Origin of the sequence: Aneurinibacillus migulanus (assembly GCF_001274715.1) — a bacterium.
GTDB classification, from domain to species: Bacteria; Bacillota; Bacilli; order Aneurinibacillales; family Aneurinibacillaceae; genus Aneurinibacillus; species Aneurinibacillus migulanus.
Map to the genome: position 1 here is coordinate 4,135,758 of NZ_LGUG01000004.1, position 25,582 is coordinate 4,161,339.

Genomic DNA, 25,582 nt, shown 5'->3' on the forward strand with positions numbered 1-25,582 from the left:
TCCATAATATTATTGAGTTAATATAAACTTGTTATGAACTTGTAAAAGTTAATTTTACTGTGGTACCAACCTTGGGCAATGATTCAATTGAAAGTACAGCATTATGACAATGAGCTATTTGTTCACAGATAGAAAGCCCAAGTCCTACACCACCTTTTGCCCGATTGCGTGATTTATCCACCCGATAAAACGGTTCTGTTAATTTATTGATTTCATTTTGTGGAATACCCCAACCATTATCCTGAACAGATAAAACTCTACAGCCATTTTCAATGTAGGCATTCCATACAATAACCCCTCCAGGATTACAGGCTTTTATTGCATTATCAGTAAAATTGACGAGCAAACTCTGTAGTAAATCCTTATCCCCATAGAGAGAATCAATATCAATCTTCCATTTAAGTGATATTTGATTTTCCGCCAATTTTGCTGCAAGGGATTTCTGTGAGTGTTCAAATAGACTGTTTACATCGACTACTTTCATTTTAATTAACTGATTTCTTAATGTGGCTAACTCTAAAAGTCGGTTTGATATATTGAGCATGTATTGGCTCTCAGACATAATATAACTGGCTGCAAATATTTTTTCTTCATCGCTAATGGTGGCCTTCTGGATATATTCAGCAAATCCATAAACAGAAGTAAGAGGGGTACGTATCTCATGAGCTAAGTTATCTACAAATTGCTGTTTCTGCTCAGACGCCTCTGCTAATTGGGTAATACGACGTTGAATTTCCTCTGCCATGTTATTGAAACTCCCCGCCATTTCAGCAAGTTCATTACGACCAGACACGATAATACGATCATCATATTGTCCATTAGCAATTTTTCTTGATGCCGTAGATACCATATCTAGTGGTTCAAAAACACGACTGAGAATCAATTGAAGGCTGGCCGCTAAAATAATAGTAAATATGATGCCAACTAGCAATAAAATACGCTGTGTTTTCTGCCATGTTTTTAAGTTATCAGAGATATCATGAAGATACTGGATGCTAAATCTATTATCTGTTCCCGGCAACTCTCCAACGATCTTAAAGTAAACACGATCATCTATATGATGAAAAGCGGCCTTTCTAATACCAGACTCAATAGAATAAGATGTTAATTCGCTTGAACGTTCTGGCAAATTGCTATATACAATTTTCCCTTGGGAAAGTAATTCTAAAAACACACCTTGTTTTTGATAATACTCTGTATAGAAATTAAAAAGCTGCTCTAATGCATCGTCTAAATTCCCTCCCCTGTCAACTATAGCCATAAGATCCTTACCGAAAGATGATGAAATAAAATAATGTTCATTTATTCCACGTTCCTTTATAATATTCATCTGATTGTTAAAAATAAAAACTGAAATAAAAAATAGGCTGGAGAAGAATACTATCAAAAATAAAGTAAAGGTTGCAATAAATGTTCTGAACTTCAATCCAACATCTCCAGTCTATATCCCAATTTATATACTGTCTTTATGTAATTATCTAAACCCAGTTTTTTTCTCAACTTTGTGATATGAACATCAACCGTTCTTGTGTCACCTTCAAAATCATAGCCCCATGCCAACCTCAATAGCCTCTCACGTGAAAGAGCAATATTACGGTTTCTAATCAAAGCCACCAGCAAATCAAACTCTTGCGGGGTAATATCAACCAATTCATTATTAAGAAAGGCTTGTCGACCATCTAAATCTATTCGAATATTATTCAGTACAAAAGACCTTTGCTCTTTATTTGTTCGACGAAGCACAGCTTCAACTCTTGCTTGTAATTCTAACATTTCAAAAGGTTTTACAATATAATCGTCAGCACCTAATGTCAGACCCTTAACTCGGTCTGAAAGAGAGCTTTTTGATGTAAGAAAGATAACGGGTATGTCCATTTCTTTTACTATCTCTAAAACTTCATAACCATTCATTTTAGGTAGCATTATATCCAATAATATTAAATCAAAAGTGTACTTTTGTATGATTTCAAGCACAGCTTCACCATCATATACAGATACACACTCATGACCTACTAGTTCTAGATTTCTGTTAATTAAAATATTGATAGGCATTTCATCCTCAACAATTAAGATTAATGCCATAAAATTCACCCCTTTTCTATTTCTAAACTTTTTAAGTATAAAACACAGCCGATTCTAGCTATCCTGTATCATATATTACTATAATTAAGTCTCCTACAACATCAAAAACCCAAATATTATCTACCTAAAGAACATCAGCCCGCTGTTGGTGCATCCTTTTGGTTTCCACGGTTCACTGTTGTGGCCCAGGTGACATACCGGGTGTATTTAATGCCCTTTAATTCACACCATTCCTTTGCTGTCATATCGCTGGCTCTGCATTCGGCAACAATGGCTTGTTTCCCTTCTATCTCTTTAGCTGTATTTGGCAATTAAAAAGTGTATAAAACGGCAATTAAGGGAACTCATCAAATCGTATTTTTATGCATTGGCAAAGTCGCTTGACATGGAGCCTCTACGGGCATGATTTTCTGCAAAATACTGCGCCATAAGAGTTTTTCAGGCATACAAGCCTATCATGCCTGCTACTCCATGCAAAGCTGTGGTTATACAGAAATTAGTGCATAACCTTAATTGCCAAACAATGCATTTTTTAATTGCCATCAACACTTTAGCCCCCTAGAGAAATTGGACACTAAGAGTGGATTTGAATTACACTGATAGTGACCAGAGGGGGAGTACAATATGACACGAAAAAAGTATTCGTTAAATTTCAAGAAACAGGTAATAAAAGAAGTACAAAAAACAGGAAGCATTACAGCTGTTGCTCGTCGTTACGAATTATCAGCAAACATGGTCGGGCGTTGGAAAAAAGAACGGGAAGCATGGTGAAGTAGATTNTAGAGATCGCTGCGTGATTAAATAAAAAAGAAAAACCCTCATTTGCTAAAAAACTTGAAGTAGCTGAACACTACATTCGGCAAGGCTATCCAAAACGGTTAGTCCTACGTTTCGCCCGCACTCCACGCTCAACCTACTACTATCATAAGAAACAGGAAGGGCAACCCGTGGAGCCAGTGAAAAATGAGGGGCGACAAGCACCGGGCTATTCCGTCCGACAGGACGGAACCAAAATTTCAGATGAACAGATCAAGGAATGGCTCATGGAAGCTTTATCCGGTGATGGATATGCCTACGGATACCGAAAGCTTACCGTGCTTTTGCGCCGCGATCATGGGCTTGTGATCAATAAGAAAAAAGTATATTGCCTATGTAAAGAGCTCGATATTTTACGACCGCAGCGGAGAAAGAAAGCGACTTATCCGCGAAAATTGGCACGAAATCGAGTGATTACCGATTCCAATCAACTCTTTGAAACGGACATTAGATATGGTTATATTGCCGGAGAAGATTGTTTTTTCTTCATCCAGTCTTGTATGGACGTGTATGACCGCTCCATCGTAGCGTATCATATTGGGCTTAGATGTGAAGCAAAAGATGTGGTTCGAACGCTTCAACAAGCTTTATTCNGCAAAAGATGTGGTTCGAACGCTTCAACAAGCTTTATTCAAACGGCAGCTTTTTGACAAGGAAGACAAACCTGTGCTTCGTTCTGACAATGGACCGCAGTTTATTTCTCATGCCTTTAAGGAGGCCTGTGAATCCTTTGGGATTACGCATGAACGTATCCCACCAAGCATGCCAAATATGAATGCCCATATCGAGTCCTTTCATCGGATTTTAGAAGAGCATTGTTTGTCTCGTTATGAATTTGAAAGCTATAAACAGGCCTATGAAACGGTTGTGGAATTCATGACTTTCTATATAAATCAAGAAAACGCGATTAAAATCAAAGAAGTTCGTGTGTAACAACGTAATTTTACGTAAACGAGAGAATAAGACTGTATGTGTCCAAAGTTCGGGGGTTAATCCGGTGAGAGATAAGAAAAAAGGAAGGGCGGTGGGCGGGAGCGGTCGGAAAAAGACACGTCCGCCTTTTTTCTGCCGGGGCGCAGGGCATATCCACCCTCTTCTTTCTCCATCTCTCCTACTTCCAACCACGCTACCCTGTCAAAATATTAACCATAACTTATATAGCAGCCATACACATCAGTTTAATATTCACCCATATGTTTCTATTGATTCAAATGTATAAATTATATTTAATTTAAAGTTTGAATAGATCTCTTGTTAAATAAAATAAAAGCAGCCTTGTATGTAACGGCTGCTGGATAGTGTATCTTCTCCTCTTTAAGTAACAACACCATACTATCCTTTTATTTGAATCTATTATGTAGTCATGATTCTTTAAATTCTTCGATAGATTGTGTGTCCATTATCGTCTAATTTGCACTTTAGCATATCTGTTTTCCAATTTTCCTTCTGTATTGGTATATACTTATGTAAACCATTTATTAAGTTCTCCCATCCTTCATTAGTGCTGTTCACCTCTAAATATTCACCGTTTTCATAATCAAATTCAAGACAAGTAACAACTTCAGTTATGCAATCGAGTTTATAATAATGAATAGCATATATGTCATCCCATTTCATCCATATATTTTTGTTTTCATCTTGGTCGACTATTGATAATTTCTCATCACTTATTATTATTTTCATTAATATCTCCCCATTTTTATTAGCCTTGACTTATTTACTTTACGTTTATATAACATTTCTATTTCTTGCATGCAATCACCCTCTCATGTCCTAAGCCTGAATATAATCAAAGATCATGGCCCAACCGTCCATAGGGCTGCCATATCCCCATAGGGATTCCGTCATTTTTTCCAATTGATTGAGCTTTTCCTGATATTGCTTCACCATGGCTTGACGCTCTTCTTGCGTATACGCGTTCAAACGTTCGTCACTTACCTTAAGTCGCATATTATGCAGGAAGTTGATCATGTCACAATAAAGTGAACCATCCTCAAACGTAATGAAATCAGGGAAAATGGCGATGACTTCGTCAAAAGCATGCTGCAAATGCTGCAAGCCAAATTTCGCCAAAACCTCGGAAATATACGGCACGAGATGCGACTGATACGCGATGATACCGTCCCAGCCATCCGACTGCCAGTTGCCGATCGTATTGATGGCGATGTGAAGTTGAAATAACTGCGGCGACACCTTCTCTTGAATGGCATCCAGTTCGCCGATCTCCCATATTTTATCGGATAATTCCGCTAAATCCATTTCATCTGCAGGGATTTTTCCATCCCATATCTCATTCAATCCAATGCTCATAGTTACACCTCTCCCGGAAACAGAATTCTGCTCGTTCTCGCTTCTCTATTTTGATAGTCCCAAATAACTTCTCATCCGTACATCTTCAATCGTCTTAGGTAGCAAATCAATCACCATCTGTTTGTACGATTCGTAGATAACAGGACTTCGATTGTAAACTTGAAATTTGACCTTATCGTTCAGGTGCGGATGTTCCATCAAACGTTCCAACCACCTGGCATCCAGATTTTCTGCCAATTTACGCTTGAAAAAGGTTCTGTTATCGTAACTTCCGTAGCTGTAACGTCCCCAAAATGCCGACATTGTGTGACTGCCAATCTGATCGTCATAATAGATCCGTCCCAAACCGTTATGAATATACCGATTTAATGCTTCATCCTGCAAAAAAATAGCAAATTCATCATACACGTTATCTGCGCGGTTGGTAAAAAGCTTTGCGGAAAAATAAGGAATCAACCACTCATTACCGTATTGCGTATACAGCTCTTCAGCCAACAAAATCAACCGTTCATTCATGCTCCGTATAATCGAAGCAGCAAGCACAATCGGGAAAATACATATGGTTTCCTGTGGCTGCGGGTTCCACATTCTGAGCGTATCGTTAATGTGCACATAGTCCTTATTGGCCAATAGTTTAAGCCTCTCGACCAATGGCTGATTCGCCGCAATGAGACGGTAGACGCCGAGCATGGACGGGCTGCCTTTGCCAAGCATAACGGAAACAACGGCAGTGAATCGTTCAAACTCATCCTGATCGGTCAGAAAATCTGGCGGCTGTTGAAACAGCTCGTGAAAATATTTCCCGCAATGCTTGCCCACCACTTCCGAAACCGTATCCGAAATAGCCGGCATCAGGATGTCCTCGCCCAAATTTTTGTGTTTCATATATTTTTCCCAGATCGCAGTCGCTTCCCCATACTCTTGATGAGCAAGTGCTTTTAACGCCGCTTTTTTCCATTTCCCTTATTTCAGGGTGTACCGTCAATCTTGCCTACGATCTAATCACCTGCTCTCAAAACATATCATTTACTTAGGTGTGATCCTCTTGCCTCATCGGCCTGGACGCTCCTTAGCGCGGGCATCTATTTTTGCAAATACTTCATCCATACCTATTTGAAACATGACGCTATCGCTTGTGACAGGCTGAAAATAAAATTCTACTTTTTCCTTGCCAAACTGCCGCTCCAACTCCGTCCACTGCGCTGTCGGCAACAACACAAATGCCAACGTATCACCGCCCAACGACTCCATAAACCAACGAATCTGATAGTTCGGAGCAATCATCTCCTGCATCGTCCGAATCGCGCTGTCTCTGTCCGTCGCATCGTCAGCAAACGGAATCGTCATGCTCTTTTCTTTAGATGTAAGAACAATATCGACTCCTCTGGGCTTGTCGATCTCTTTTGTCTCGCAAACGATTTGATCCGCTTCTGCCAAATGCTCATTGAACCATTTGATCAGATCTTCTTCATATTCCCTCCAGTCTATCCACACCAGCAGCTCGTCATTGTCGCAAAACTGTTCCAATGCCTCCCCGTCGGGCGGATGGCTCAAAAACCTGGCAATTTCCTGTTGTTTATTCATGTTCATTCCTCCGTTGCTTTTATTTGTGACTTTACATGTTCAGTTCTGTCATAATCTCCTTGCATTGCTTTGCAATTTCGCTCATATCATCTTCCGGGCAAAGCTCCGCCAAATCATAACTTAAAGGGTGATGAATAAAATCTCCCAACATTTTCTTTAGCAGAGCCAGTTCTTCTTTTTCCGCTTTTAAAGAAATGACAGCATCTTTGTCCATGATGCCGCCATCCAAATCCGTAAGATGAACCTTACCGTTTTTTTGACACTCCAGAATAATAGCTGTAACATCCATCAACAAATTGATCGCACAGCCTATATCGTGACGATGCCCGTTATCGTTAATAAAGTAAATGTCTTTCGTTTGGCGTAAGTCTTTTATTTCCCAAGCATTAGTCAGCTGAAAGTCTCGCAAAATATTTTTAACGTTTATTTCTGCTGGAATATCCAACTCAAATTCTCTGCTAACGAAATAGTCGATTAAAGTGTATGTATCATCGGTTCCGCCAATATATTCTCCCCACCATCGCTCAATATACATCATAGGCCCTCCATTGTTTAATTTCTCATCATGTTCTAAAAATTCCCCACAAGGGTGTTCGCCGACGTTAGACGTTATATGAAAGTAACTGAAATACCGTCCCTAGTTCTCGACAATTCCACTTGCTCAATAAAGCTTTGAAAATAGAAATGAATATTGCCCGTCGTGCACGCTCCTCAAACTGCTGTCAAGAATAACAGGCTATAGTTCGGGAAAATATTCTATTCTAATTAAGAACATTCATATAATAAATTATTTTTAAAGTCATCCGCAGATACCCTTGCAAATTCTGGATCTTCAGGAACTTTGAATACAACTACATACGTTCCTTCTTCTGACAGGTTAGTTAAGATTTCTTCTAAAAGTGTATTTAAATGTATTTTTTGTGTTTTACAGTCCTCCCATTCGTCTCCTATACATTTCATAGCATACTCTTTAAATGGCCAAATAGGCATAGATAGATTTCCCTCTTTATCTGAAGTTGTAACAAACCCATCATTTAATTTCAAAGACCACGCCTCTTCCCAGTCTGCAATACGCTTTACAGAGTAAATATATCTATCTCTAGCTGATTTTTTTATCATGGCTTTAAACTCTGGACTTGATTCAAATCCCTTATCCATATTAAACTCCATTCGAAAATCGTATACTTTTAGATTTACGCTGTGTTACTCATAAATTTTACCTACATAAAAAATGGTGGCTAAGAAATTCCAGTCAATGTTATTTGGTACTGGTAAGTTATTGTTCTTATAGTAACCTTCCATCTCCTCTATCCATGATTCAATTGCTTCAAGATAGTTATCAATAGATTTATTTTCCCATTCATCAACATTAAGTTTAAAATCCTTATTAAGCAAATTTAAAAACTCCAAAAATTGATTCTTTGTAGTTACTTGTTCGGTTTTTTCATAAAATTCCATCATATTATCACCTTTCTATTTAAGGGTAGATTTGCTTATCCTAGTTCTGTTTAGTTCTGTTTAGTTATATTTTCTCATGTATTTTCATTTCTTCAGGTTTGTTAATATTTAGTGTAAAAACTAAATCCGAAGTGGTAAAGACTCTCAATAATTCCTCTTCTATTTCTAATTTATAAAATGGATTGGAATTTGTTGAGAAAAATGCCCAAACTAGATTGTTTTGAATATCAACATTTGCAAAAAAACCTTCATTCCCCATACTCCCTTCACCACAGATAAATAAATTTTTATCATGTTCTACAAACTGTGGATGTTTTTCAATCTCACACCAGATATCAGCATTAAAATTTTCTACACTTTCTATGGAAGTTTCACAAACTGGATTTATAAAGAATTTTGTTATATTATTATCAATCACTTCATAAAAATCCATAATAATAATCTTGCCTGATGGATAAACTATACCTTCAATTCCTGGTAGCTTATTATTTTTCCAATGATATTTTATAGTCTCATTATTTTTCATTTTTCCTCCGTAATTAAGTTTAATTTGGACATTCCCTTTGAAAATTGTTCCTCTGAACAAAAAGCATCATATTTCATGCCGGGGTATTTTCTCTGAAATTCTTCTTTTAATTGACCAATTCTTTTACCTTTCGGAAAAGCAGTAATTGAATCATGAGAATACGTATTATTAGATAAATAGACAAAGTCTAGGCTCCAATTGTTATTTTCTAGTGTATATACACTACAATCTTTTGTAACCCATTTTTCATCACTTATTTCTTCTAATAGCACTTTTTCTGGAAATTTTCTATTCGGTAAATAAGCATATCCTCCATAGAAAATATAATCAATTAAATCCATTTGTAAGATATTATGCTTATCCATTCTCTGGACCCTAGCGGATTTGTCGTTGTTGTGCAGTTACCACGACGGTCATTTTTAAACTATACGTGTACTGACCAAGCAAACAAATCTTCTAGTTATTGTTAAAACTCTCTAAGTCAGCTAGTATGATATCGTAGTCTTTCTTAATAGGTAAAAATAAATATTTCAGGGTCTTATGATTCATTAGATCTTTTATTTTTCCATCTCCAATACTTGTTGTTCCGATAATACGAACTTCTTGTAAATTAGGTAGCTGATGAAGAAAATCTAATGAAGGGATTTCACCACAACTCTCAATTATTATTTTTTCTATGCTAGAAACATTTCCAATTGAACTCCAATCCTTAATATTTTTGCAATTTTGAAATCCTATCGAAGTTAATGATTTTCCCTCTTCAATCCACTTTATAGAAGTAATTTTTGAATTATAACCTATTCCTAAGTGCTCTAAGAAAGGCATGTGCTTAAGAACTTCAAATTCTAATATTTTATTTTTTACTAGCCCTATTCTTTTAGCTTTTGTAAATATATTGAATTCTTCAGATGAATCGCCAATATAATTGTCAATAAATAAGTACTCTAGATTTTTGTTTTGAAAAATTGAACTACAAGTTTTTCTATCATAATTTAAGTACACACACCACAATGAATGTAGCTCTGCAAAAGGAATTACTTCATCAGTTTTCCCGAAAAAATTAAAATATTCTAATGAACTATAATTTTTAAGTTCATTTAAGGATCTATAATCATAAGAGTTTAACCTAAGCCCTCTAATATCTGAAATATCATTGAGTTTTTTTATATTCTCAAACTTGTGTTTTATACTCTCATGTGAAACGGACACACTGTCTATTTCTTGCCTTTTTATATCTTCAATATCAATTACCCCTATGTCTGGATCTATGTTAATAAACCTAAAGTTCCTATTAAAATAAACTTTGTCGAAAACCATAATACCCTCCTTGAACCCCCTATTTTGAACAGTCAGGACTTTTTATTTGCAAGATCTTCGCCTGCATCTTCAAAAGCTTTTATCATACCTGCCTCTGCTTTGAAAAAATCTGCTTCTTTACCACGAGGAATTACCAATACCTGTAAGGATTTCAACTGTGATGACGTTAAATTACCTGTACCTAAATGTTGTCTTAATCTTGTATATAAGTTATTAGCCTTATCAACATACCATTTCGTGATACCATCTCTTATTTTGTCATAGCCAAACGTCTCCCAGGTATCATCATAATAATCAGCCCGAATGACATTCCCTAGGCCGTCGTGCTGATACGCTGTCCAACGATCACCTGGACGATGAATTCTCTGAACCAATCCTGCCTGACTTCGTTCATACGTTCTTGTAATTTCATCAAAGCCGATTTCCTTAATGATATTCCCTTTCATATCACGTTCAAACTGATACTCTTCGCCTTTTTCATTAATTACAGCGGCTAACTGCTCTTCTGTATCATAGGTGAATTTGACTTTCTTCCTACCTTGTTCTCAAGCCTTCAAGTTGCCGAGAATGGTGTAGGCAAAGGAAACCTGCACTAATTTCCCGTAAGTGATTTAACTAATAGGCTTTATAATGAGCTTTCATACCCGAAACAGGATTAAAGATTAAAGCTACCTTATTGAAAAAAGAAGCCAATTTGAATGAGGTTACTTTAATCATTTCATGTACGATTTTTACTAATAACTGCTTCCATCTAGCGCACTTCCGCTTACCTGCCTCTACAAAAAACAATCAATGATGAAGCTTTATTAATTGTTTTCGTCAAGAGCAAACGTTAAAACGCTGCTTTTACACTAGAATATTTTATTTCTGCTCAGTTCTTACTTTTGCACCCAACGAAATAAAATAGTCAGCTAAAACTAAAATATTTTCCCCATATCCCTCAGCTATTAGAAACCCATTACTATTTAATCGGTTTCGTATTTCATCGAATGATAGACCCGTTTCTTTTTTTACTGCTAAGATCACTTTTGATTTATTTTCACCTGGAGCATCAAGATACACATAATATTTTTTTACTTTTTCTCTAATTCGTTGCTCAATTGGGGCAAAATTTTCTTTTGATTTTGCAATAGGAAGGAATTCGCATATATTTTTAATTTCTTCATTATTTAATCTAATTTTCCACTCCTTCTCCATTAACTCATAAAAATTAGATTGATATTCTCCGCTTTTATAGTACCTATCCTCATGTTTATCAAGCCATACAGATAAAAAATAGTCCAATTTTTCCAGTGAATCCACTAGGAGCTTTGGGGAAAATTCTCCTCCAACATAATCATAATAAATTGGAGTTTCAACTTTACTTATATCTGCAATTACTGGATTTCCACTCCAACTGGAAATAATAATCCAATTTCTATTCCATTTCATTTTCTCCGAGAAATCTATCCAATCTTTACCTTCTCTAATAAACCTGTAACCTTCTAAAGCAACCATTAGATTTTCCATACCAATTATATAGAAGTCGTTGGTCCAATAAAACATTATGTCTTTAGATTTAGGCAAACCACTGTACCATTTCAAAAGTGCTTGACTTAAAAGGGGGAGTTTAAAATTTTCTTCTAACTCCCGTTTCGTTTCTTCAGATGTTCCTAGATATCTAATCTTACTGCCATTTTCATTTTTAGAAATCGAATGAGCTAGGTATTTCATCGTTTTTTACAGCCCCCTCCACTGTTGTATCTATCATTGCTTGGCGATCAATTAGTCGATCAGTAGTTGCATTGGCAACACATTGTCTATGGTCTCTCTCACCATATAAATGTTCATTATATCCTCCAACATAGCCTTATGGAAGGGGCTTGGCTCGTTGAACAAGGCTAGCCCCCCTCTTCATGTAAATCCATGCCTCGTCCCATGTTTCTAAAAACTATCCCCGGAAAGGGCGAGCGTCTCATTTTCTAGTGGTATTCTGACACTTCAAGCTAATTATTGTCCCATATCCTTATATACAGTGAACAGAATCCAGTTATAACATCTAATAATTCGAGTATTATATCTTTACAAGAATCATCCTTAATGTCTCCTCTTAAACTTTCTAACACTGCATATGCATCATTTTGCTTACCACCGGCATCTTTATATCCCTTAAGGATATTAAGCAAGTCAAAAAATTCACAATGATTTATTAAGCCATTGCGAATGTCAGTTTTCAATTTTTTATTATTATATTCTTTATTCACATTTATTCACTTTTCCCCATTTACTTTGTGTCTTTGATAAAGCATTTTGATACTTATCAATATGCATGCTACTTGCAGGCTACAATAGTGCCATGTGTCGGTCTACCTGTTACATCATATTGCCATTTGCTAATGACATCGCCAAGTAAGCTTCTCTCTATTTCTTGACCTGAACAAGAAGCAGTGGGATGCGACACATTTCCCATTTCATTACGTGTTACATCGATTTTTGCATCTAAGTTACTCGTAATCTGTGAACGATTGCCTAAAACAGCTATCATTTTTTAAATTATCAAAAAATAACCATTACCTGTACGTAGGGCAACATCATGTCATTTCAATATCCGTTTCTAATAGTGATCCATAAACGCTTTAATATCAAAGTTTTTGGCAGGTTTCGTTTCTCGTGTCTAAAAACCCTTGTCTCAGATGAAGATAGACAGTAAATACACGGCGAAACAATTTCATTTCTAACGTAAAAAACATAAGTAAGGAAGTGCTTGGGTCTTCTTTACTTATGTTTGTAATTTCTTTCATCTGGTGAATAATACGGAATAGCATAGGAAGCCACATGAATTAAAACTATACTTCTCGCTTAAATACTTAATTTCTAATTGAAAATAAAATTGGTGACGTATCTTTTTATCTCCCCAAGCTCGCCTTGTAGCAATATCTCTTTCTTATTTCGGATAACCATTACATTAATATTTAATATTGAAATGTGAATATATTCATTTTTGTAATTTTCAACTTCAATAAAAGAAGAAGAATCTGTACAATCTTGTAAATTATTAAGTTCATGCAAAAGATTATTCCATTTATCTAAATATAATTTTTCCTCAATTGTGCCGCTTTTTGTTTTGTTATTTTTATAACGAAGTTTTATTTTTGGAGATATTTCTCGGTTCCAATTTACAGTTGAAACAATGTCTTGTCGCAAAAATTTAACAATATCAGGAGATTCATCTCCACTAAATTCACAACTATATACTGGAAATACATCTATGGTTTTTTGATAGAGTCTATCACTATAAGTTGAAAAACTAGTATGATACTGCGAAGGTATAAATAACATTGCGTCAAAATTAGTTTCCTTGTAAGCAATATTAGCTATCTTAACTATTCTATTTGTACAATCGGCATTTATGAATTTTTCAATAGACATTAAAAATTCATAAATCACTTTTACCCCCAATTCACCTCTTATTGAGACTTTTATTATATACCCTTCTAACAATGAGAAATTTAAATAATATGCTGTATTGCCCAAAAGCACTTACACAAATTTACAATTGAATAGAAAAGAGACATATCTCTTCACCCTATGTACTTAACAGGACTACGAAGTTGGCAAAACAAAAAGACAGAGAGTTGGATCGAATTTGTTTACTATGAAGCAAAGGCAGGAACGCAGCTGGACTGGATAAAAAATCAGTTACAAGCTGCCTAGGAGAACCTTCGTTTTTTTTATATGGTAAATTTTGCATCGGATTTTGGGCAAGTCTAGTAAATATATTTACTAATGTACCTTCCGCTTGAACTAACCTTCGTTATTAAGTATATTCCCTCATAAACCAATACAATAATAACATGATTGTCCATTTTTTCAGGATTACTTATTCAATCAAATAGACCGATTGCGGAACAGGAAAAAATCCTGCATATCAGCACAGGATTTTTAATCAAACTTTATTATAAACTATCAGACTTTTTTACAAATTATCAAACTTTGTTTTAAAACCACAGTTGACTACTTTATTCATCTTCCTGGTCAATAGGTTCCTTAATATAGTCGCCTGTCAGAGCATCCACATAACCAAACCCATCCGAGTTATCCCATGTATATACAAGAAGCGGTGCTGGAGCTTGTTGATCCATATACCATGGCCATATATATTTCAGCTTCAGTGGTCTATGCTTGATAAATATCAAAAGCGCTTGCTCTTTTGTCACGATAGTTTGCGAATCTGGGAGTTCCACTTTTTCCAATGGAGTAAAAAGATAGAAAGAAACAACCTTTCCTGTTTGTTTATCTATGCCCACTTGATAACTGTGATCTTGTACGGGAATTCCCTGATGGAGCTTAGTGAAATAAAATTGATACGTACCATTTTGATCATCGGTCTTTTCTGGTAATTTACTCTTATCTACCCATGACGGAATCTCTGATTCTTCAAGGATATTCTGCTGTAATTCCAATTCGGTTGTACCTGAATCAGCATATGTCTCCAGGAAATCACGGGCCACAGTAAATGCCTGTTCTTCTGTTATCTTTGCTGCTTGCTTTTTTTGCTCTTCATTTGTATATAAGCTGGCACTATATACTTGACCTGTTTTTCTATCCGTTGTTATATAAGCGGTTACTTGACCATCTTCTGTGTTAAATCGATAGTTCAAATAGGGCCTTTCTTTTTGCCATGGAAAATTGAAAGGCCGTTCAACATGTAGTGTTCCTGCAGCACTATTGATATCAAATAGCTTGGTAAGCAGCTGTTTTACTTCTTCTTCGGAACGCACAATAAGCTTTTGTCCTTTTGGGTGAAGTGTAGTTTTAGTTGGTTTTGATTGCAAAGAAGCACGCTTTTTTTCGTTAACTTTTTTGCCCGTTTGCGCATTATATCCGAAGTCGTTTAAATCGTAGCGTAAGACAGGTTTTGTTTTTATATTTTCTGAATCTCGTCCATCTTTCTTTGGTTGCTCTTCTACGTAATTTAGGATGATGTTATCTGCGGTAGTTATGTTCTTTTTAACTTCTTCAATCGGTAGTGCGGTATCTGGTTTCGGTATCTTGACTGTATCTAAATCAACTGGAGTATATGAATAGTTTGTAATATGACCAAATGAATCCACATTCAGGCGTACTCCTTTGTTCTCTATAGGTATACCGTTGAGAAGGAGTGGGAATTCCACCGAACGTTCACGCCAGATTATTGTTGTTCCATCTTCATTACGGTTTGCAGAAGCATGGGCGGGAATCGATAGAGCTATATGACTGTTTCAGCAGCCGTTTTTCTTTGTTCTACTAACAGAAGTTACCTTTAATAACTATAAACACATACATAGGAAAAATTGGGTATCAAGTGTTTGTAATTTGTATTCCCATCGTTTTATTATGTCACAGGCTCTTGCCTGCTTTGGATTCCTATAAACAGGCAACTGCATAGAATAAAAGAAATAATGAAATCATGGGAGGAGAACGAATATGTACTGTAAATCATGCTACAACTATCAATGGCATAATCCAATGCATAACAATTGGAGTTATAATCGAAATCCTTACTATTACAATTGGAACAATTATAATTGGAATAATAACTGGAATCTTTATTATGGATACATTGGGATGAAAGATTATGGAGCAAAACCATTTGTAGTGAATATTGACCAAGCTACTAAACAAAACAATACTTACCGCACCTCTTTATGGACAGGGGAAAACTTACAAGTGACTCTGATGAGTATTAATGTTGGAGAAGACATCGGTTTAGAAGTCCATCCGACAACTGATCAATTCATACGCATTGAAGAAGGTCAGGGACTTGTTCAAATAGGCGATAGCAAATATAAATTAGATTTTCAAGAAATGGCATATGATGATTTTGCAATTATGATACCTGCTGGAAAATGGCACAATGTAACCAATACGGGAAATAAACCACTTAAAATTTACGTCATCTATGCACCGCCTGAACATCCATATGGTACAGTTCATGAAACAAAAGCAATTGCCATGTCTACTGATGAAAACTACCATTACTAATTTTAATCAAGTGAAATTTGATGTGGATTAAATATCAAAAGTGAATCAATTTCATAACCTAAAGCCCTTGAACCTTGCGGTTCAAGGGCTTTGAGGTATGAAATTGATTCACATAGAAAGATTTTTCTCAAGATCATTAAATAATTTAAATACCATCACTCGTTCACCAGTACGAGAGCTTATATCAGTATGAAAACTTTTCACTTTTTCTCCAGTTATAGTTAATATAATATTCTTAAGATCTTCTATACCTGATTCGACTAATTCCGAACGAGTTTTCTTTATAGTTAACAGTCCCTCTTTTGTTTCACAAACGGTATATTCAGCTGGTGTTAAAATACCTTGTAAATTCACAATTATCATATCCCGTAATATATCTGTTTTAACAGATATAGACCCACGCCCCAGAAAGTCCTTTTCCCATTGAGTAACTGCCTTACTTATTTCAGATTCATAAGAACCTTTAGATATTTTCATAAATTATACATCTCCTATAGAACAAAAAAATTAGTCTATTACTTCCTTCACTAGCTATTCCAAGAGGAAGACCAAGTTCATCCATTCCCATTCTTGCTTTTTTCCAGAGAGTTTCTAAGGGAGTAAGCTATCGCTCTATCTCTCCAGAAAAAGTTCCTAACAGGTCCGTATTGATCTTATTAGGGACTTTTATAGAAACATTTAAGAACTTTTTAAAAGGTTGGACAATTACCCATTGTTTCCCATGCATTGTGGATAGAACTGCCTTTTTCCCCATATATGGGGGCATAGAAGTTAACTTCCCCTTCCGTTTCAAAATGAAAGTGTGATCAGGTAAGGTTTGACGCTGTTTTATTAGTAGGAACCTCCTCAATTGAGGATTTTCCATCCTTATTATTAACTATTAAACCACAAACTTTAACATAAGACGGTACTAAAGGATGGTGACGAATGATATCAACACTCTTTTCGATACTGTCAATGATATTTTCATTTCCATTTAGCCATTCATCAACCGTACCACCTGAAAATTCAGGCATACAATTTTGAAAAAGATAGCCTAATGTTTGTATTTTATCTTTCATTGATTCAAGTTGAGTTAGTACATTAACGGTGGCAGTCCTCTTATCTTTTGTTCCTGCAACAAAAATCTCCTCGACATTTTCCTCATAAATAGCAATGATAACAGACCTCATTATATCTCCATAAGGATGTGAGATTACGGTACCATAGCTTTGTATCGTTAACATATTTTCTGGTTGAATGTTAGTCACTTGTTGTAGGAGAGGCTCCAATCCACTTTCAATATCCGTTAACAATAAAGCTTTTTTATTTTTATTTAAATCCATATCGTACACCCTTTCTTTATTTTTATGAATTTTTTAATTGAGTAACAAATCATTTGATAAATGTTTATTTTTGCAGTTCCCAGTTTTCCCAACGTCCTTCTGGATCAACACTAGCAAGTCGAACCCATCCATTTTGAACTTTTTTTCGAAATGCTGAATCATTATTTAATAACCGTTCTACATATTCGCTAGGTGCTTGGATGACAATCAGCAAACGAAGAGGAGAATGATAAGTCTCGTAATCTGATTGCATGACGGATTGCCAAGGTAGTCCAGCTAACAAGTCACTTGCATTCCCCTGCATAACACCGAGACCTGCTGTAACGGTTTGAGTTGCTTTATTTCCACTACCATAATAATGTGGCGCTACCGTTGAAGCGTAATATTGAAGATTAATCCATTGGGCCACCGTTCCTGGTCCTGCAATGATGTTAGCTAGGAGGTCACCACTTTCATCCTGATTCCAATCATAATTATGAAGGAAAGCTCTACCTTCCAAGTCACAATCCTGAGTTAGTTCACGTTGGCCAATAATAAAAGCGGCATTACGAGCTAATCCCCATTCCGGGCGTATCTCACTCCAATCTTCCGCAAATCGGTGTGCCTCAGCCTTCGGCTTTTTAAGCTCCTTTTGGAAATTCGGTAATTGAGCTAGACGTTCTGCATTTGCATTATGGCTCACTTTCGGCATAATAGCTTCGATACGATCAAATGCTTCTTGTGCAGCTTCGGAAAGTTCAGGAACATAAATCCAGCGTAATTCATCCACCGTAGTTTTATGCTCAGCAGCCACGAAAACGGTATCCTCAGGGATTTTAAATCCTTCAGAAGAAAGCTTTCCTCTAACCTCTGGAAGGTTGCATAAAGCAGCTAAAACCCTAGCATTGAATCCACCTGCAGCTCCACCGCAAGCACCACAGTCGAGAGCAGCGGCATAAGGATTGTTGGTACTTTGGCTACCATGACCACATATTACGACTAATGGTGCGAAATTTTTAGTTAGCCCCATCATTTTCAGAGCTTGGCGCGCATAATTCACTCTTTCTTCTTCAGAAAAACCAACAGGTATCTCTGCTTCTGTATTATGAACATGATTAAGCGAGAGCGTTATATTAGGTTTGCGTAACCAAGTCTCACGAAGGTTACGAATAAAACGATCTGCTCCTCTTGGCACAAAACTACGTGCTACCATTTGTAGACTAAGCCAAGGTCCACTTAGTTCAGGTAAAAGTAAGCTCGAAAGTACATTCTGTTTCATCATTTTAAATGTATAGCTTAAGGAATTAACTGCCTGCTTACGTTGTTGATATGATTTGAGTTCATTTTCATTTGCAGACTCTTTTATTTTGTGCCGAGGCTTTAGTATAACTGGCAGAGAAGAATGGCTGTGATTACTCCCGAGTTCACTTGTTGCTATTGGTAAGCCAAAAAAACCAGCAATTCCAATCGTTTCAAACGGACCTTCTTTTTCAAGTTGACGACGAAAAGGTTCTGATCGTACATCAATACAGAATGCTAATTGAGCTAATGTAGATTTTTTATCGTTGGTCTTACGTTGTTTAGAGAATATTTTCTGACTTAGTCGATCTGTGTATGTTTGCTCCCAAGCTTCTAACCAAAGTTTCCTGCGAAGCTTCTCATCAAAGCTATAGGCAAATGATAAATATTCGTTTTGTTCAGCGACTGACATCTGTGACCATTCCTCAATTGTAAGGTCCCCCCAATGGATCCAAGATGCTATAAGGGGAGTAATCGAAACTCTTTTCTCAGATCGTTGATTGGTCAAAGGTAGGTAAGGCTTTATAAGCGCCAACTCCATGGAAATTCGAACTGCTAAATATTCTGTTAGGAGTGCATGTTCATGGCTCGATTGTCGGGAGCGCCAAAGCATCATCCCTGCCCACCCAGGTAAGGAAAGTAAATGACCTTCAAGATAAGCCTGTATCTCTGATTCAGGTATTTCTAGTACGAATAACGCTTCTTTTAAAGCCATATGTACCTCTTGTGGCCAACCTTTTAAACTTTCACGTTGCTTTTTACTAAGTGCCGGATCATATTGAATGAGACGCTGCCAGGCACGATAGAAACCTTCCTCACGATTTGGCATTGTCCAACCTGCCTGAGAGTCATCAAGATATAATTTACACCACTTGATGACATGATGATCAAGAATATTGACTAACCTTTTACCATCTTTATTCTCTATATGCGAACTTATTGGTTGCATTGGAAAATTCTCGATATTATCCGTATTCAGTCCACTAAATTCCTCTCCTAATTTCTCCAGCTTGTGTAATGATAAAAGGTTAGAAGGTAATGGATCTAATTTTAGTGCAGTATGACAAAATCGCTCTGCCACGTCCCGTGGGATATTAAAGGAATGTGAATCAAGCCAACGCTGTAGCCCCATTTTCACAAAAGCTTCATCAATCTCACCTTTACTCTTTGCCGAAAGGATCATAGACGCACTAGGGTATATATCAACATCACGAGTATTTTTTAACCAATCTGCAACCTGGTCAAAAGATTGCTTTTCAAGTCCCATCCATGGATTACGTGCTGCAAATGTAGAAATAGGCCAAAGTGGTGCAATCACTCGGCTAGCAGATTCAATTAAAACGTTAATATCACTTTCTTGAAAATCAATATCTGTATCTTTCTTTTTTACATTTTCTTTCGTTAATTCGGATGTTACGCCCATCAGTCATTACCTCCTTATGATAAGTATTGTTTAAGGTAGTTTGGATGACTCTCTACTGACTTTGGTTTTGCTTCACCTAATCGTACTAACCAAAGATAGAGTACTGCGAAGGAAACAGATGAACGATGACGAGCAACCCACGTACCTAAAGCACTACCAAATAGTAAGAGACATACGACAATGATGACAACTGACATTGGAGGTTGAACACTATGAAAAACGGTTGTATGCAACCACTCATAGAAGAGGTTATGAATGATAAAATAAACGATGACAGCTCCTCCTAAAAATGATAAGCCAGCAATTCGACCAATTCTCCCCTCTCCAAAAGCTACGAGCTGTGTCCAAGAAACGGACAATGACCACCCTAAGATTAGCGCACTAATCAATTGATACCCCTCTCCAGGATCCATGAGCCAAAAAGCAACTCCTACAACTAAGCTTAATGTCCGACCAGCCACGATCCATAAATAGGATGACCTTTCATTAACGCGAGCTGATACTTCGAAACGACGTACTGCCGAACCAGCCTGTAAAAATAGCGTAGCTTTGAACAAACCATGTAAGATAAGATGAATAATGGCTGCAATATGCGCACCTAATGCACATTGAATGAGCATAAACCCCATTTGTCCAATCGTGGAGCCTACTAACTGACGCTTATAGTCAACCTGGACTAAACTAATTCCAGATCCAATCAATACAGAAATGCTTGCTAGCATAAGTAAAATAATCGAAGCTATATCACCATTAAAAAGAGGCGAAAATCGAGCTAGCATAATCCCACCTGCATTTACTAAACCTGCATGCATAATCGCAGAAACAGGAGTCGGAGCAACAACAGACTCAATTAACCATCTTTGGAAAGGCCACTGGGCTGCAGGAATTATCACTACTAATACAATCAATAAATTAATCCCTGTTCTCTCCCATGATCCAAGTTGAGCTAAACTTTCATTTGTTAGAGCTAATGATAACTGCCATTGACCTGTGACTTGAAAAAGCCAAATCATCGCGAATAACAAAGAAAACCAACTTAACATAAATAATCGACCAGAAACCTTGGCTGCTTCACTAGTTACTTTCCAAGCACTGTTTAACCTTATAAGTAAGGTTAAACCTACGAGAGTTGCTCCCCAAAATATAATCATCAAGCGGAGATCACCACTTAACCATGCAATTGAAGCAACACCTGTAGTGAATGTGAAAAGGGTAAAATACTTACGATAATGGCGGTCTCCCATTAAGTAACGTACAGAAAAACGCTGAATGATTAAACCAATTGCAAGAACAAAGAAAGCCATTAACCAAGCTAAGGAATCCAAGTACCAAGGACCAACATTTCCATTCACACTACTATTAGCAAGAGCCACTAAGGAAACCAAAGGCAGTAATGCCACGATACCAATATGAATGCGAACAAAACTCAAGGGTACTCGTGGATGTAAAAACAATAGTCCACTTAGCCCAGAAGCAATAAGCATAATAAAAAATAATGATAACAATGATGATGAACTCAAAGAACCTAACATAAAACATTCTCCCTTTTAAACGGCGTTAACACATAAAAAATTACTTTTTAAAAAGGCCATATATCTTTCAAAAAAGCATACATTTTATTTGCTCCATTACGATTTTGTGAATAAATTTGTATTTACTCAATAAAAAAACCGACAACTTCAAACTTCAATGATGATTTAAAATCATTGAATCTTGAAAATTGTCGGCTTCACTTCAACTAACCTCAGCGAAGTTTTTTGAAGAGCTACCTTTTTATAGGTTATATTACTTTATGTTTTAACTTCTTTCTAAAGAAAACATTGGTATAATTTTAATTTAGTTGCTTGATTATGAAATAAATCGATTTACATTACTCTTCCTTTTTGTATTAGGATACTTTTTCATCCAGTCAATATTAATTATTAAAAGAATGCTAAAGGCCTATTTATTTAAAAAGGCAAAAATAAATATCTACCGATTATTAAATTAAGTATAAGATATGCCAAATTTTAAAAATTGTCAACAAGAAAGCTCCCATTTACTATTCCGATGGACTGGTCCTTAATAGAATAAAGAGTGATTATTAGTTCCCTTCCGATAGCTTTCTATATAAATGAAGCTCTAGACACATTTGTAATTTCACATATTTGATTTACAGTCATACCTTATACGATGTCAAAAATGTAAATGTCACAGAAGAAGCATTAAATCAGCGGTTTAATTAACAAGCCGTAAAATTCCTTAAAACCATTTTCAATTGTATTTTTCAGAAACAGCTTTCAGATTCCCCGTTAAAAATAGAAAATTTGCCGTTTCATCGTATTCGAATGTTAGATTCCACCGGCTTTAAAACCCCAACCGATGATCCAGATACAGGATATCAAGGTTGTGCGCAGCCCTCATTGAAAATTCAAGTCGAGTATGAAATGAAACAAGGACAATTTCTTCATCTTGATATTCGAAATAGAAAAGAACATGATACCACATATGCGGCTACCTTACTACACACTGTACAACCAGGAGATTTACTGCTTTGTGATTTAGGATATTTCTCATTAGATGAGCTAAAATCCATTCATGAACAAGGGGGTTATTATATTTCCAGAGTCAAGCATAATGTCAAAATATACCTTACTAAAGAGCGATCAGAAAAGCCGAAATGTGCAGAGGATTTCATGAAAGACTTGGCACCTGGAGAAACCATGGAAGTACACCATGTATATATCAGTCAAAAGAGGACTCCACAACCACGCCTCATTCTTTATCGTTTAACGGAAAAACAAGAAAGAGACAGAGAAGAAAAGTGGAATCAACGACGAAAAAAGATGAAACACACCTCCAAACATCGCCAAACGCATCCCATTTACGCTTATATCACAAACACATCCGTTAAAGAGATAGCAAAAGAAGCTGTATATCCATTGTATTCGTTACGATGGCAAATTGAAATTCTATTTAAAGTATGGAAATCGATTTTTCGTATTCATCGAATTAAAAAAGTGAAAAAAGAGCGATTAGATTGCCATTTATACGGTACATTGATTTCGATTCTGATTTCATCGAGTGTTACGTTTAAAATACGAAGTCTCCTTTATCAAAAAGAAAAAAGGGAGATCAGTGAATATAAAACCATGTACATTGTGAAAGAAGCGTTACCCAATATTTATATTCACTTGTTTAAAACGCACAAAAAAATCTTTTTTGATGGTCTGTATGATCTCATAAGGAAAAATGGTAAAAAATCGAAGAGATGGAATAAGAAGAGTCCCTTTGGTATTCTGGAAGCTCTGCCAGGTTGATTCCTGATCGGTTGGTTGATAGCGAATTTTAAAAAGCCTTGGCATGGGAAAAAATCATGGTTGTAGATAAGGAATGGATAAAAGGTTCAAAAGCTTTCAGCTTTTGAACCTTAACTTGATGGCTATGTGGTATTACCCCACCACCATCAAGTTAAGGGAATCATAACGAGAGAAAAAGAGTTGTTTTATAAAAAATAATCCTGTATGAAGGGAAATCATTAAAAATAGGCATACCAAATAAACCCTTACGGGTTGCTTTTTTAAATTATGCTATCTTACGAGCCGAAGTGATATAATTATAAACAACACCCAATATATCAAAGACCGTTTTTTTCCTGTATCGATGGGATTTTCGCCCGTTTTTCTGTAGGAGGTCAAACAGGCGGCTCAGGATCTTTGATAGTTCTTGGGTGTTCTTTTGTAAAGCTTGATAAAACAGTAAGAAGTAATCCTTGATTATGTACATCGCTTTATATTCACTCAATTCCTTTTGTTTCTTACGCAATAGAAGCTCTCTCATTTTAAACATCGCCGATGAACATAATAGAATCGCAATAAGTTGGCCGTATAGATGACACTCTAGTCGGGGTCTCACCAACAAAACGCGAATTTTGTACGCTAAGCGATTTTTTACATAGAAAAAGCCGATTTCCTGTACGTTAAGAAAAATCGGCTAACGGGAATCAAAAGCCAAATAAATGAAAAAGGGAATCTATAGCGGAGGAGCAAGATATAGCCTACATTTATTTACTTCCAATGACTTCGTTTATATAAACAAAACCCCTTCAGTCCATAACCGAAGGGGTTTTTAAATACTATTTTTTCTCTTTGATAACCAATAAAACACCAGTGAGAATCAAGATGGAGCCTATCCAAAACGTTACGCCTATCTTCTCTCCTAGAATAAGCCATCCAAGTAATGTTCCAACCACAGGCTGAAAGAAGAAAAACAGTCCTCCGCTTGAGGCGTTAAGCATTTGTAATCCACGATTCCAAAGTAGAAATCCACCTGCTGTTGAAACAACGCCCAAATACAAGATCCCTCCCCAAATAGTCGGGTGAGTCAATTGAGAGATGTTAATTGCGTGTAATCGTGGTAAAACAAAAGGGGTCAACACAATTAGGGCTACCAAGATGGAATAGGTCGTTACTACAATCTGCGAATAATCACTCGGCACACGCTTTACAAGTACAGACATAAATGCCCATGTTAATGCAGCTATGAGAAGTGAAATACCACCAAGTTTACTGGAAAAATCCACATGACCAACTCCAACTATGAGAAAAACCCCCGCTGTTGCTAAAAAAACAGAAATCCCCTTTTTTAAGGTTAACCGTTCTTTAAGAATGAGGCGAGCAAAAATAACCATAAATGCTGGTGTTGAGGAAGTTATAATAGCTCCCATTTGTGCTGAGGTCAGCATTGTACCAGCTTCCTGAGTCACAATCGAAATAGCATTACCAATGATCCCAATAGCTATAATTATTAAGAAATCACGTTTATGGATTTTCCATTTTTGTCGCGTTATGAAGCCGATCATGAGAAGCGCTACAATAGCCACTAAATAGCGCATCCACACCAGTTCCAGTGGAGGTATGACCGATACTACGATTTTAACAACAACGTACATACCGCCCCAAATACTGGAAGCTAAAGCTAAATATATAGAACCTAATAAGGTGCTTTTCATTTTTTGTTCCCTCCGTCTTTAGTTAAGGTCAAGCAAACCCTTAACGGAGAGATGTAGTCACCTTCACTCCACTAAGGGCGTAAAAGTGCTACTGGTACATCGTTTTCAAATAATGGAGACAAATACATTTTGATTCACCTCTATTCCCGATCTAACTACAATAATATGCATTTTATACTAACAAATTATATTCCATTTGAACAGACAAACTACGTTTAGTAAATCTTATTTATCGAACTATCCTGCTCGGTAGTTTAAGTATATCTCTTTACACATACTTTTTTAAATATAAATATCCAGTTGCTGTCTTTTAGAAAGGGTCCGGAAACGGTCGTTTTTAGGATAATGATTTATCAACTCTAGGGAAGATTACTTCATTAACTATTTTTGTTTCGGGATAACCTCAAGACATAAATTACATCAAAAGCATTGACATAGTTTATGCCTTTTATTATTGTTGACTTAAATTA

27 protein-coding genes and 5 pseudogenes are annotated in these 25,582 nt (G+C 36.4%); 6 read left to right on the plus strand and 26 right to left on the minus strand.

The annotated features are described in order from the left end of the window. Positions 1 to 31: 31 nt before the first annotated feature. The 3 genes from AF333_RS21600 to tnpA all read right to left on the minus strand — a co-directional run bounded on the left by AF333_RS21600 (position 32) and on the right by tnpA (position 2,393). A complete protein-coding gene (locus AF333_RS21600) occupies positions 32 to 1,426 on the minus strand; it encodes a sensor histidine kinase (protein ID WP_043066818.1) in 1,395 nt (464 codons plus the stop codon). Next, on the minus strand, positions 1,423 to 2,082 hold the full coding sequence (locus AF333_RS21605) for a response regulator transcription factor (protein WP_043066817.1): 660 nt from the start codon (positions 2,080 to 2,082) through the stop codon (positions 1,423 to 1,425). The genes AF333_RS21600 and AF333_RS21605 overlap by 4 nt, the downstream gene beginning before the upstream one ends. Before the next feature lie 134 nt (positions 2,083 to 2,216). After that, entirely contained in the window at positions 2,217 to 2,393 is a 177-nt protein-coding gene (gene tnpA / locus AF333_RS36115) for an IS66 family insertion sequence element accessory protein TnpA (RefSeq protein WP_235496823.1), read from the minus strand. A gap of 313 nt (positions 2,394 to 2,706) precedes the next feature. Here tnpA and AF333_RS32260 point away from each other — a divergent pair, with 313 nt between their 5' ends. From AF333_RS32260 to AF333_RS36120, 4 genes and pseudogenes are all read left to right on the plus strand, one after another. After that, the gene (locus AF333_RS32260; protein WP_235356667.1) at positions 2,707 to 2,853 is read left to right on the plus strand and encodes a transposase; all 147 of its coding nucleotides are present in this window, start codon (positions 2,707 to 2,709) and stop codon (positions 2,851 to 2,853) included. 176 nt (positions 2,854 to 3,029) lie between these two features. Further along, positions 3,030 to 3,491 (plus strand): IS3 family transposase (locus tag AF333_RS32265; RefSeq protein WP_235496825.1); only part of this gene is annotated, 462 nt, incomplete at its 3' end. 1 nt (position 3,492) lies between these two features. Further along, positions 3,493 to 3,831: pseudogene (locus tag AF333_RS37665) on the plus strand (transposase); the annotation flags it as partial. Positions 3,832 to 3,895: 64 nt separating this feature from the next. Continuing rightward, on the plus strand, positions 3,896 to 4,117 hold the full coding sequence (locus AF333_RS36120) for a hypothetical protein (RefSeq protein WP_235496828.1): 222 nt from the start codon (positions 3,896 to 3,898) through the stop codon (positions 4,115 to 4,117). A 152-nt stretch (positions 4,118 to 4,269) separates the two neighbouring features. Here AF333_RS36120 and AF333_RS21615 read toward each other — a convergent pair whose 3' ends face one another. The 16 genes from AF333_RS21615 to AF333_RS21685 all read right to left on the minus strand — a co-directional run bounded on the left by AF333_RS21615 (position 4,270) and on the right by AF333_RS21685 (position 15,186). Beyond that, positions 4,270 to 4,581, minus strand: a complete 312-nt coding sequence (locus AF333_RS21615) for a hypothetical protein (protein WP_043066815.1) — start codon at positions 4,579 to 4,581, stop codon at positions 4,270 to 4,272. Between the two features lie 90 nt (positions 4,582 to 4,671). Then, on the minus strand, positions 4,672 to 5,208 hold the full coding sequence (locus AF333_RS21620; RefSeq protein ID WP_043066814.1) for a hypothetical protein: 537 nt from the start codon (positions 5,206 to 5,208) through the stop codon (positions 4,672 to 4,674). Positions 5,209 to 5,253: 45 nt separating this feature from the next. After that, the gene (locus AF333_RS21625) at positions 5,254 to 6,093 is read right to left on the minus strand and encodes a hypothetical protein (protein WP_043066813.1); all 840 of its coding nucleotides are present in this window, start codon (positions 6,091 to 6,093) and stop codon (positions 5,254 to 5,256) included. Between the two features lie 165 nt (positions 6,094 to 6,258). Continuing rightward, the gene (locus AF333_RS21630) at positions 6,259 to 6,792 is read right to left on the minus strand and encodes a hypothetical protein (protein ID WP_043066812.1); all 534 of its coding nucleotides are present in this window, start codon (positions 6,790 to 6,792) and stop codon (positions 6,259 to 6,261) included. A 31-nt stretch (positions 6,793 to 6,823) separates the two neighbouring features. Further along, positions 6,824 to 7,327, minus strand: a complete 504-nt coding sequence (locus tag AF333_RS21635; protein ID WP_043066811.1) for an imm68 putative immunity domain-containing protein — start codon at positions 7,325 to 7,327, stop codon at positions 6,824 to 6,826. Between the two features lie 230 nt (positions 7,328 to 7,557). Continuing rightward, entirely contained in the window at positions 7,558 to 7,950 is a 393-nt protein-coding gene (locus AF333_RS21640; RefSeq protein WP_043066810.1) for a DUF2750 domain-containing protein, read from the minus strand. A gap of 45 nt (positions 7,951 to 7,995) precedes the next feature. Next, positions 7,996 to 8,250 carry a DUF7660 family protein gene (locus tag AF333_RS21645; protein ID WP_043066809.1) on the minus strand — a complete coding sequence of 85 codons (255 nt, stop codon included), beginning with the start codon at positions 8,248 to 8,250 and terminating at the stop codon, positions 7,996 to 7,998. 64 nt (positions 8,251 to 8,314) lie between these two features. After that, a complete protein-coding gene (locus AF333_RS21650) occupies positions 8,315 to 8,776 on the minus strand; it encodes a hypothetical protein (protein ID WP_052812155.1) in 462 nt (153 codons plus the stop codon). Continuing rightward, positions 8,773 to 9,141, minus strand: a complete 369-nt coding sequence (locus tag AF333_RS21655) for a hypothetical protein (RefSeq protein WP_043066808.1) — start codon at positions 9,139 to 9,141, stop codon at positions 8,773 to 8,775. Before AF333_RS21655 ends, AF333_RS21650 begins: the two co-directional genes overlap by 4 nt. 91 nt (positions 9,142 to 9,232) lie before the next feature. After that, the gene (locus tag AF333_RS21660; protein ID WP_043066807.1) at positions 9,233 to 10,093 is read right to left on the minus strand and encodes a leucine-rich repeat domain-containing protein; all 861 of its coding nucleotides are present in this window, start codon (positions 10,091 to 10,093) and stop codon (positions 9,233 to 9,235) included. Between the two features lie 32 nt (positions 10,094 to 10,125). Beyond that, positions 10,126 to 10,539: a GIY-YIG nuclease family protein gene (locus AF333_RS21665; RefSeq protein WP_043066806.1), complete on the minus strand. Its 414-nt coding sequence runs from the start codon at positions 10,537 to 10,539 to the stop codon at positions 10,126 to 10,128. A gap of 415 nt (positions 10,540 to 10,954) precedes the next feature. Then, a complete protein-coding gene (locus AF333_RS21670; RefSeq protein WP_043066805.1) occupies positions 10,955 to 11,806 on the minus strand; it encodes a hypothetical protein in 852 nt (283 codons plus the stop codon). 272 nt (positions 11,807 to 12,078) lie between these two features. Then, positions 12,079 to 12,336 (minus strand): hypothetical protein, encoded by a 258-nt coding sequence (locus AF333_RS21675; protein ID WP_043066804.1) that lies wholly within the window; start codon positions 12,334 to 12,336, stop codon positions 12,079 to 12,081. Positions 12,337 to 12,404: 68 nt separating this feature from the next. Further along, positions 12,405 to 12,617, minus strand: coding sequence for a hypothetical protein (locus tag AF333_RS33895; RefSeq protein WP_139188992.1), 213 nt, complete (start codon positions 12,615 to 12,617; stop codon positions 12,405 to 12,407). Between the two features lie 329 nt (positions 12,618 to 12,946). Then, complete coding sequence (locus AF333_RS21680) at positions 12,947 to 13,573, minus strand: hypothetical protein (RefSeq protein ID WP_235496837.1); 627 nt, start codon at positions 13,571 to 13,573, stop codon at positions 12,947 to 12,949. Positions 13,574 to 14,091: 518 nt separating this feature from the next. Continuing rightward, positions 14,092 to 15,186, minus strand: a complete 1,095-nt coding sequence (locus AF333_RS21685; protein ID WP_053432750.1) for a YcdB/YcdC domain-containing protein — start codon at positions 15,184 to 15,186, stop codon at positions 14,092 to 14,094. Between the two features lie 352 nt (positions 15,187 to 15,538). Between AF333_RS21685 and AF333_RS21690 the strand changes: the two genes are divergently transcribed. Next, positions 15,539 to 16,096, plus strand: a complete 558-nt coding sequence (locus AF333_RS21690) for a cupin domain-containing protein (RefSeq protein WP_043066802.1) — start codon at positions 15,539 to 15,541, stop codon at positions 16,094 to 16,096. A gap of 108 nt (positions 16,097 to 16,204) precedes the next feature. On the opposite strand, the gene AF333_RS21695 is transcribed toward AF333_RS21690, so the two are convergent. From AF333_RS21695 to AF333_RS37670, 5 genes and pseudogenes are all read right to left on the minus strand, one after another. Then, positions 16,205 to 16,573, minus strand: a complete 369-nt coding sequence (locus tag AF333_RS21695) for a DUF2294 domain-containing protein (protein WP_043066801.1) — start codon at positions 16,571 to 16,573, stop codon at positions 16,205 to 16,207. A 325-nt stretch (positions 16,574 to 16,898) separates the two neighbouring features. Next, positions 16,899 to 17,421 (minus strand): annotated as a pseudogene (locus tag AF333_RS21700) (carbonic anhydrase); the annotation flags it as partial. A gap of 64 nt (positions 17,422 to 17,485) precedes the next feature. After that, a complete protein-coding gene (locus AF333_RS21705) occupies positions 17,486 to 20,122 on the minus strand; it encodes a DUF2309 domain-containing protein (RefSeq protein WP_043066800.1) in 2,637 nt (878 codons plus the stop codon). A 14-nt stretch (positions 20,123 to 20,136) separates the two neighbouring features. Beyond that, a complete protein-coding gene (locus AF333_RS21710; protein WP_043066799.1) occupies positions 20,137 to 21,654 on the minus strand; it encodes an NADH dehydrogenase subunit 5 in 1,518 nt (505 codons plus the stop codon). A 551-nt stretch (positions 21,655 to 22,205) separates the two neighbouring features. Continuing rightward, positions 22,206 to 22,284: pseudogene (locus AF333_RS37670) on the minus strand (helix-turn-helix domain-containing protein); the annotation flags it as partial. A gap of 78 nt (positions 22,285 to 22,362) precedes the next feature. On the opposite strand from AF333_RS37670, the pseudogene AF333_RS21715 reads away from it, so the two are divergent. Beyond that, a pseudogene (locus tag AF333_RS21715) lies at positions 22,363 to 23,421 on the plus strand (IS4 family transposase); the annotation flags it as partial. Between the two features lie 265 nt (positions 23,422 to 23,686). Here the strand turns inward: AF333_RS21715 and AF333_RS21720 are convergent. After that, positions 23,687 to 24,007 (minus strand): annotated as a pseudogene (locus AF333_RS21720) (IS4 family transposase); the annotation flags it as partial. Between the two features lie 229 nt (positions 24,008 to 24,236). Continuing rightward, entirely contained in the window at positions 24,237 to 25,112 is an 876-nt protein-coding gene (locus tag AF333_RS21725; protein ID WP_043066797.1) for a DMT family transporter, read from the minus strand. Positions 25,113 to 25,582: the final 470 nt, after the last annotated feature.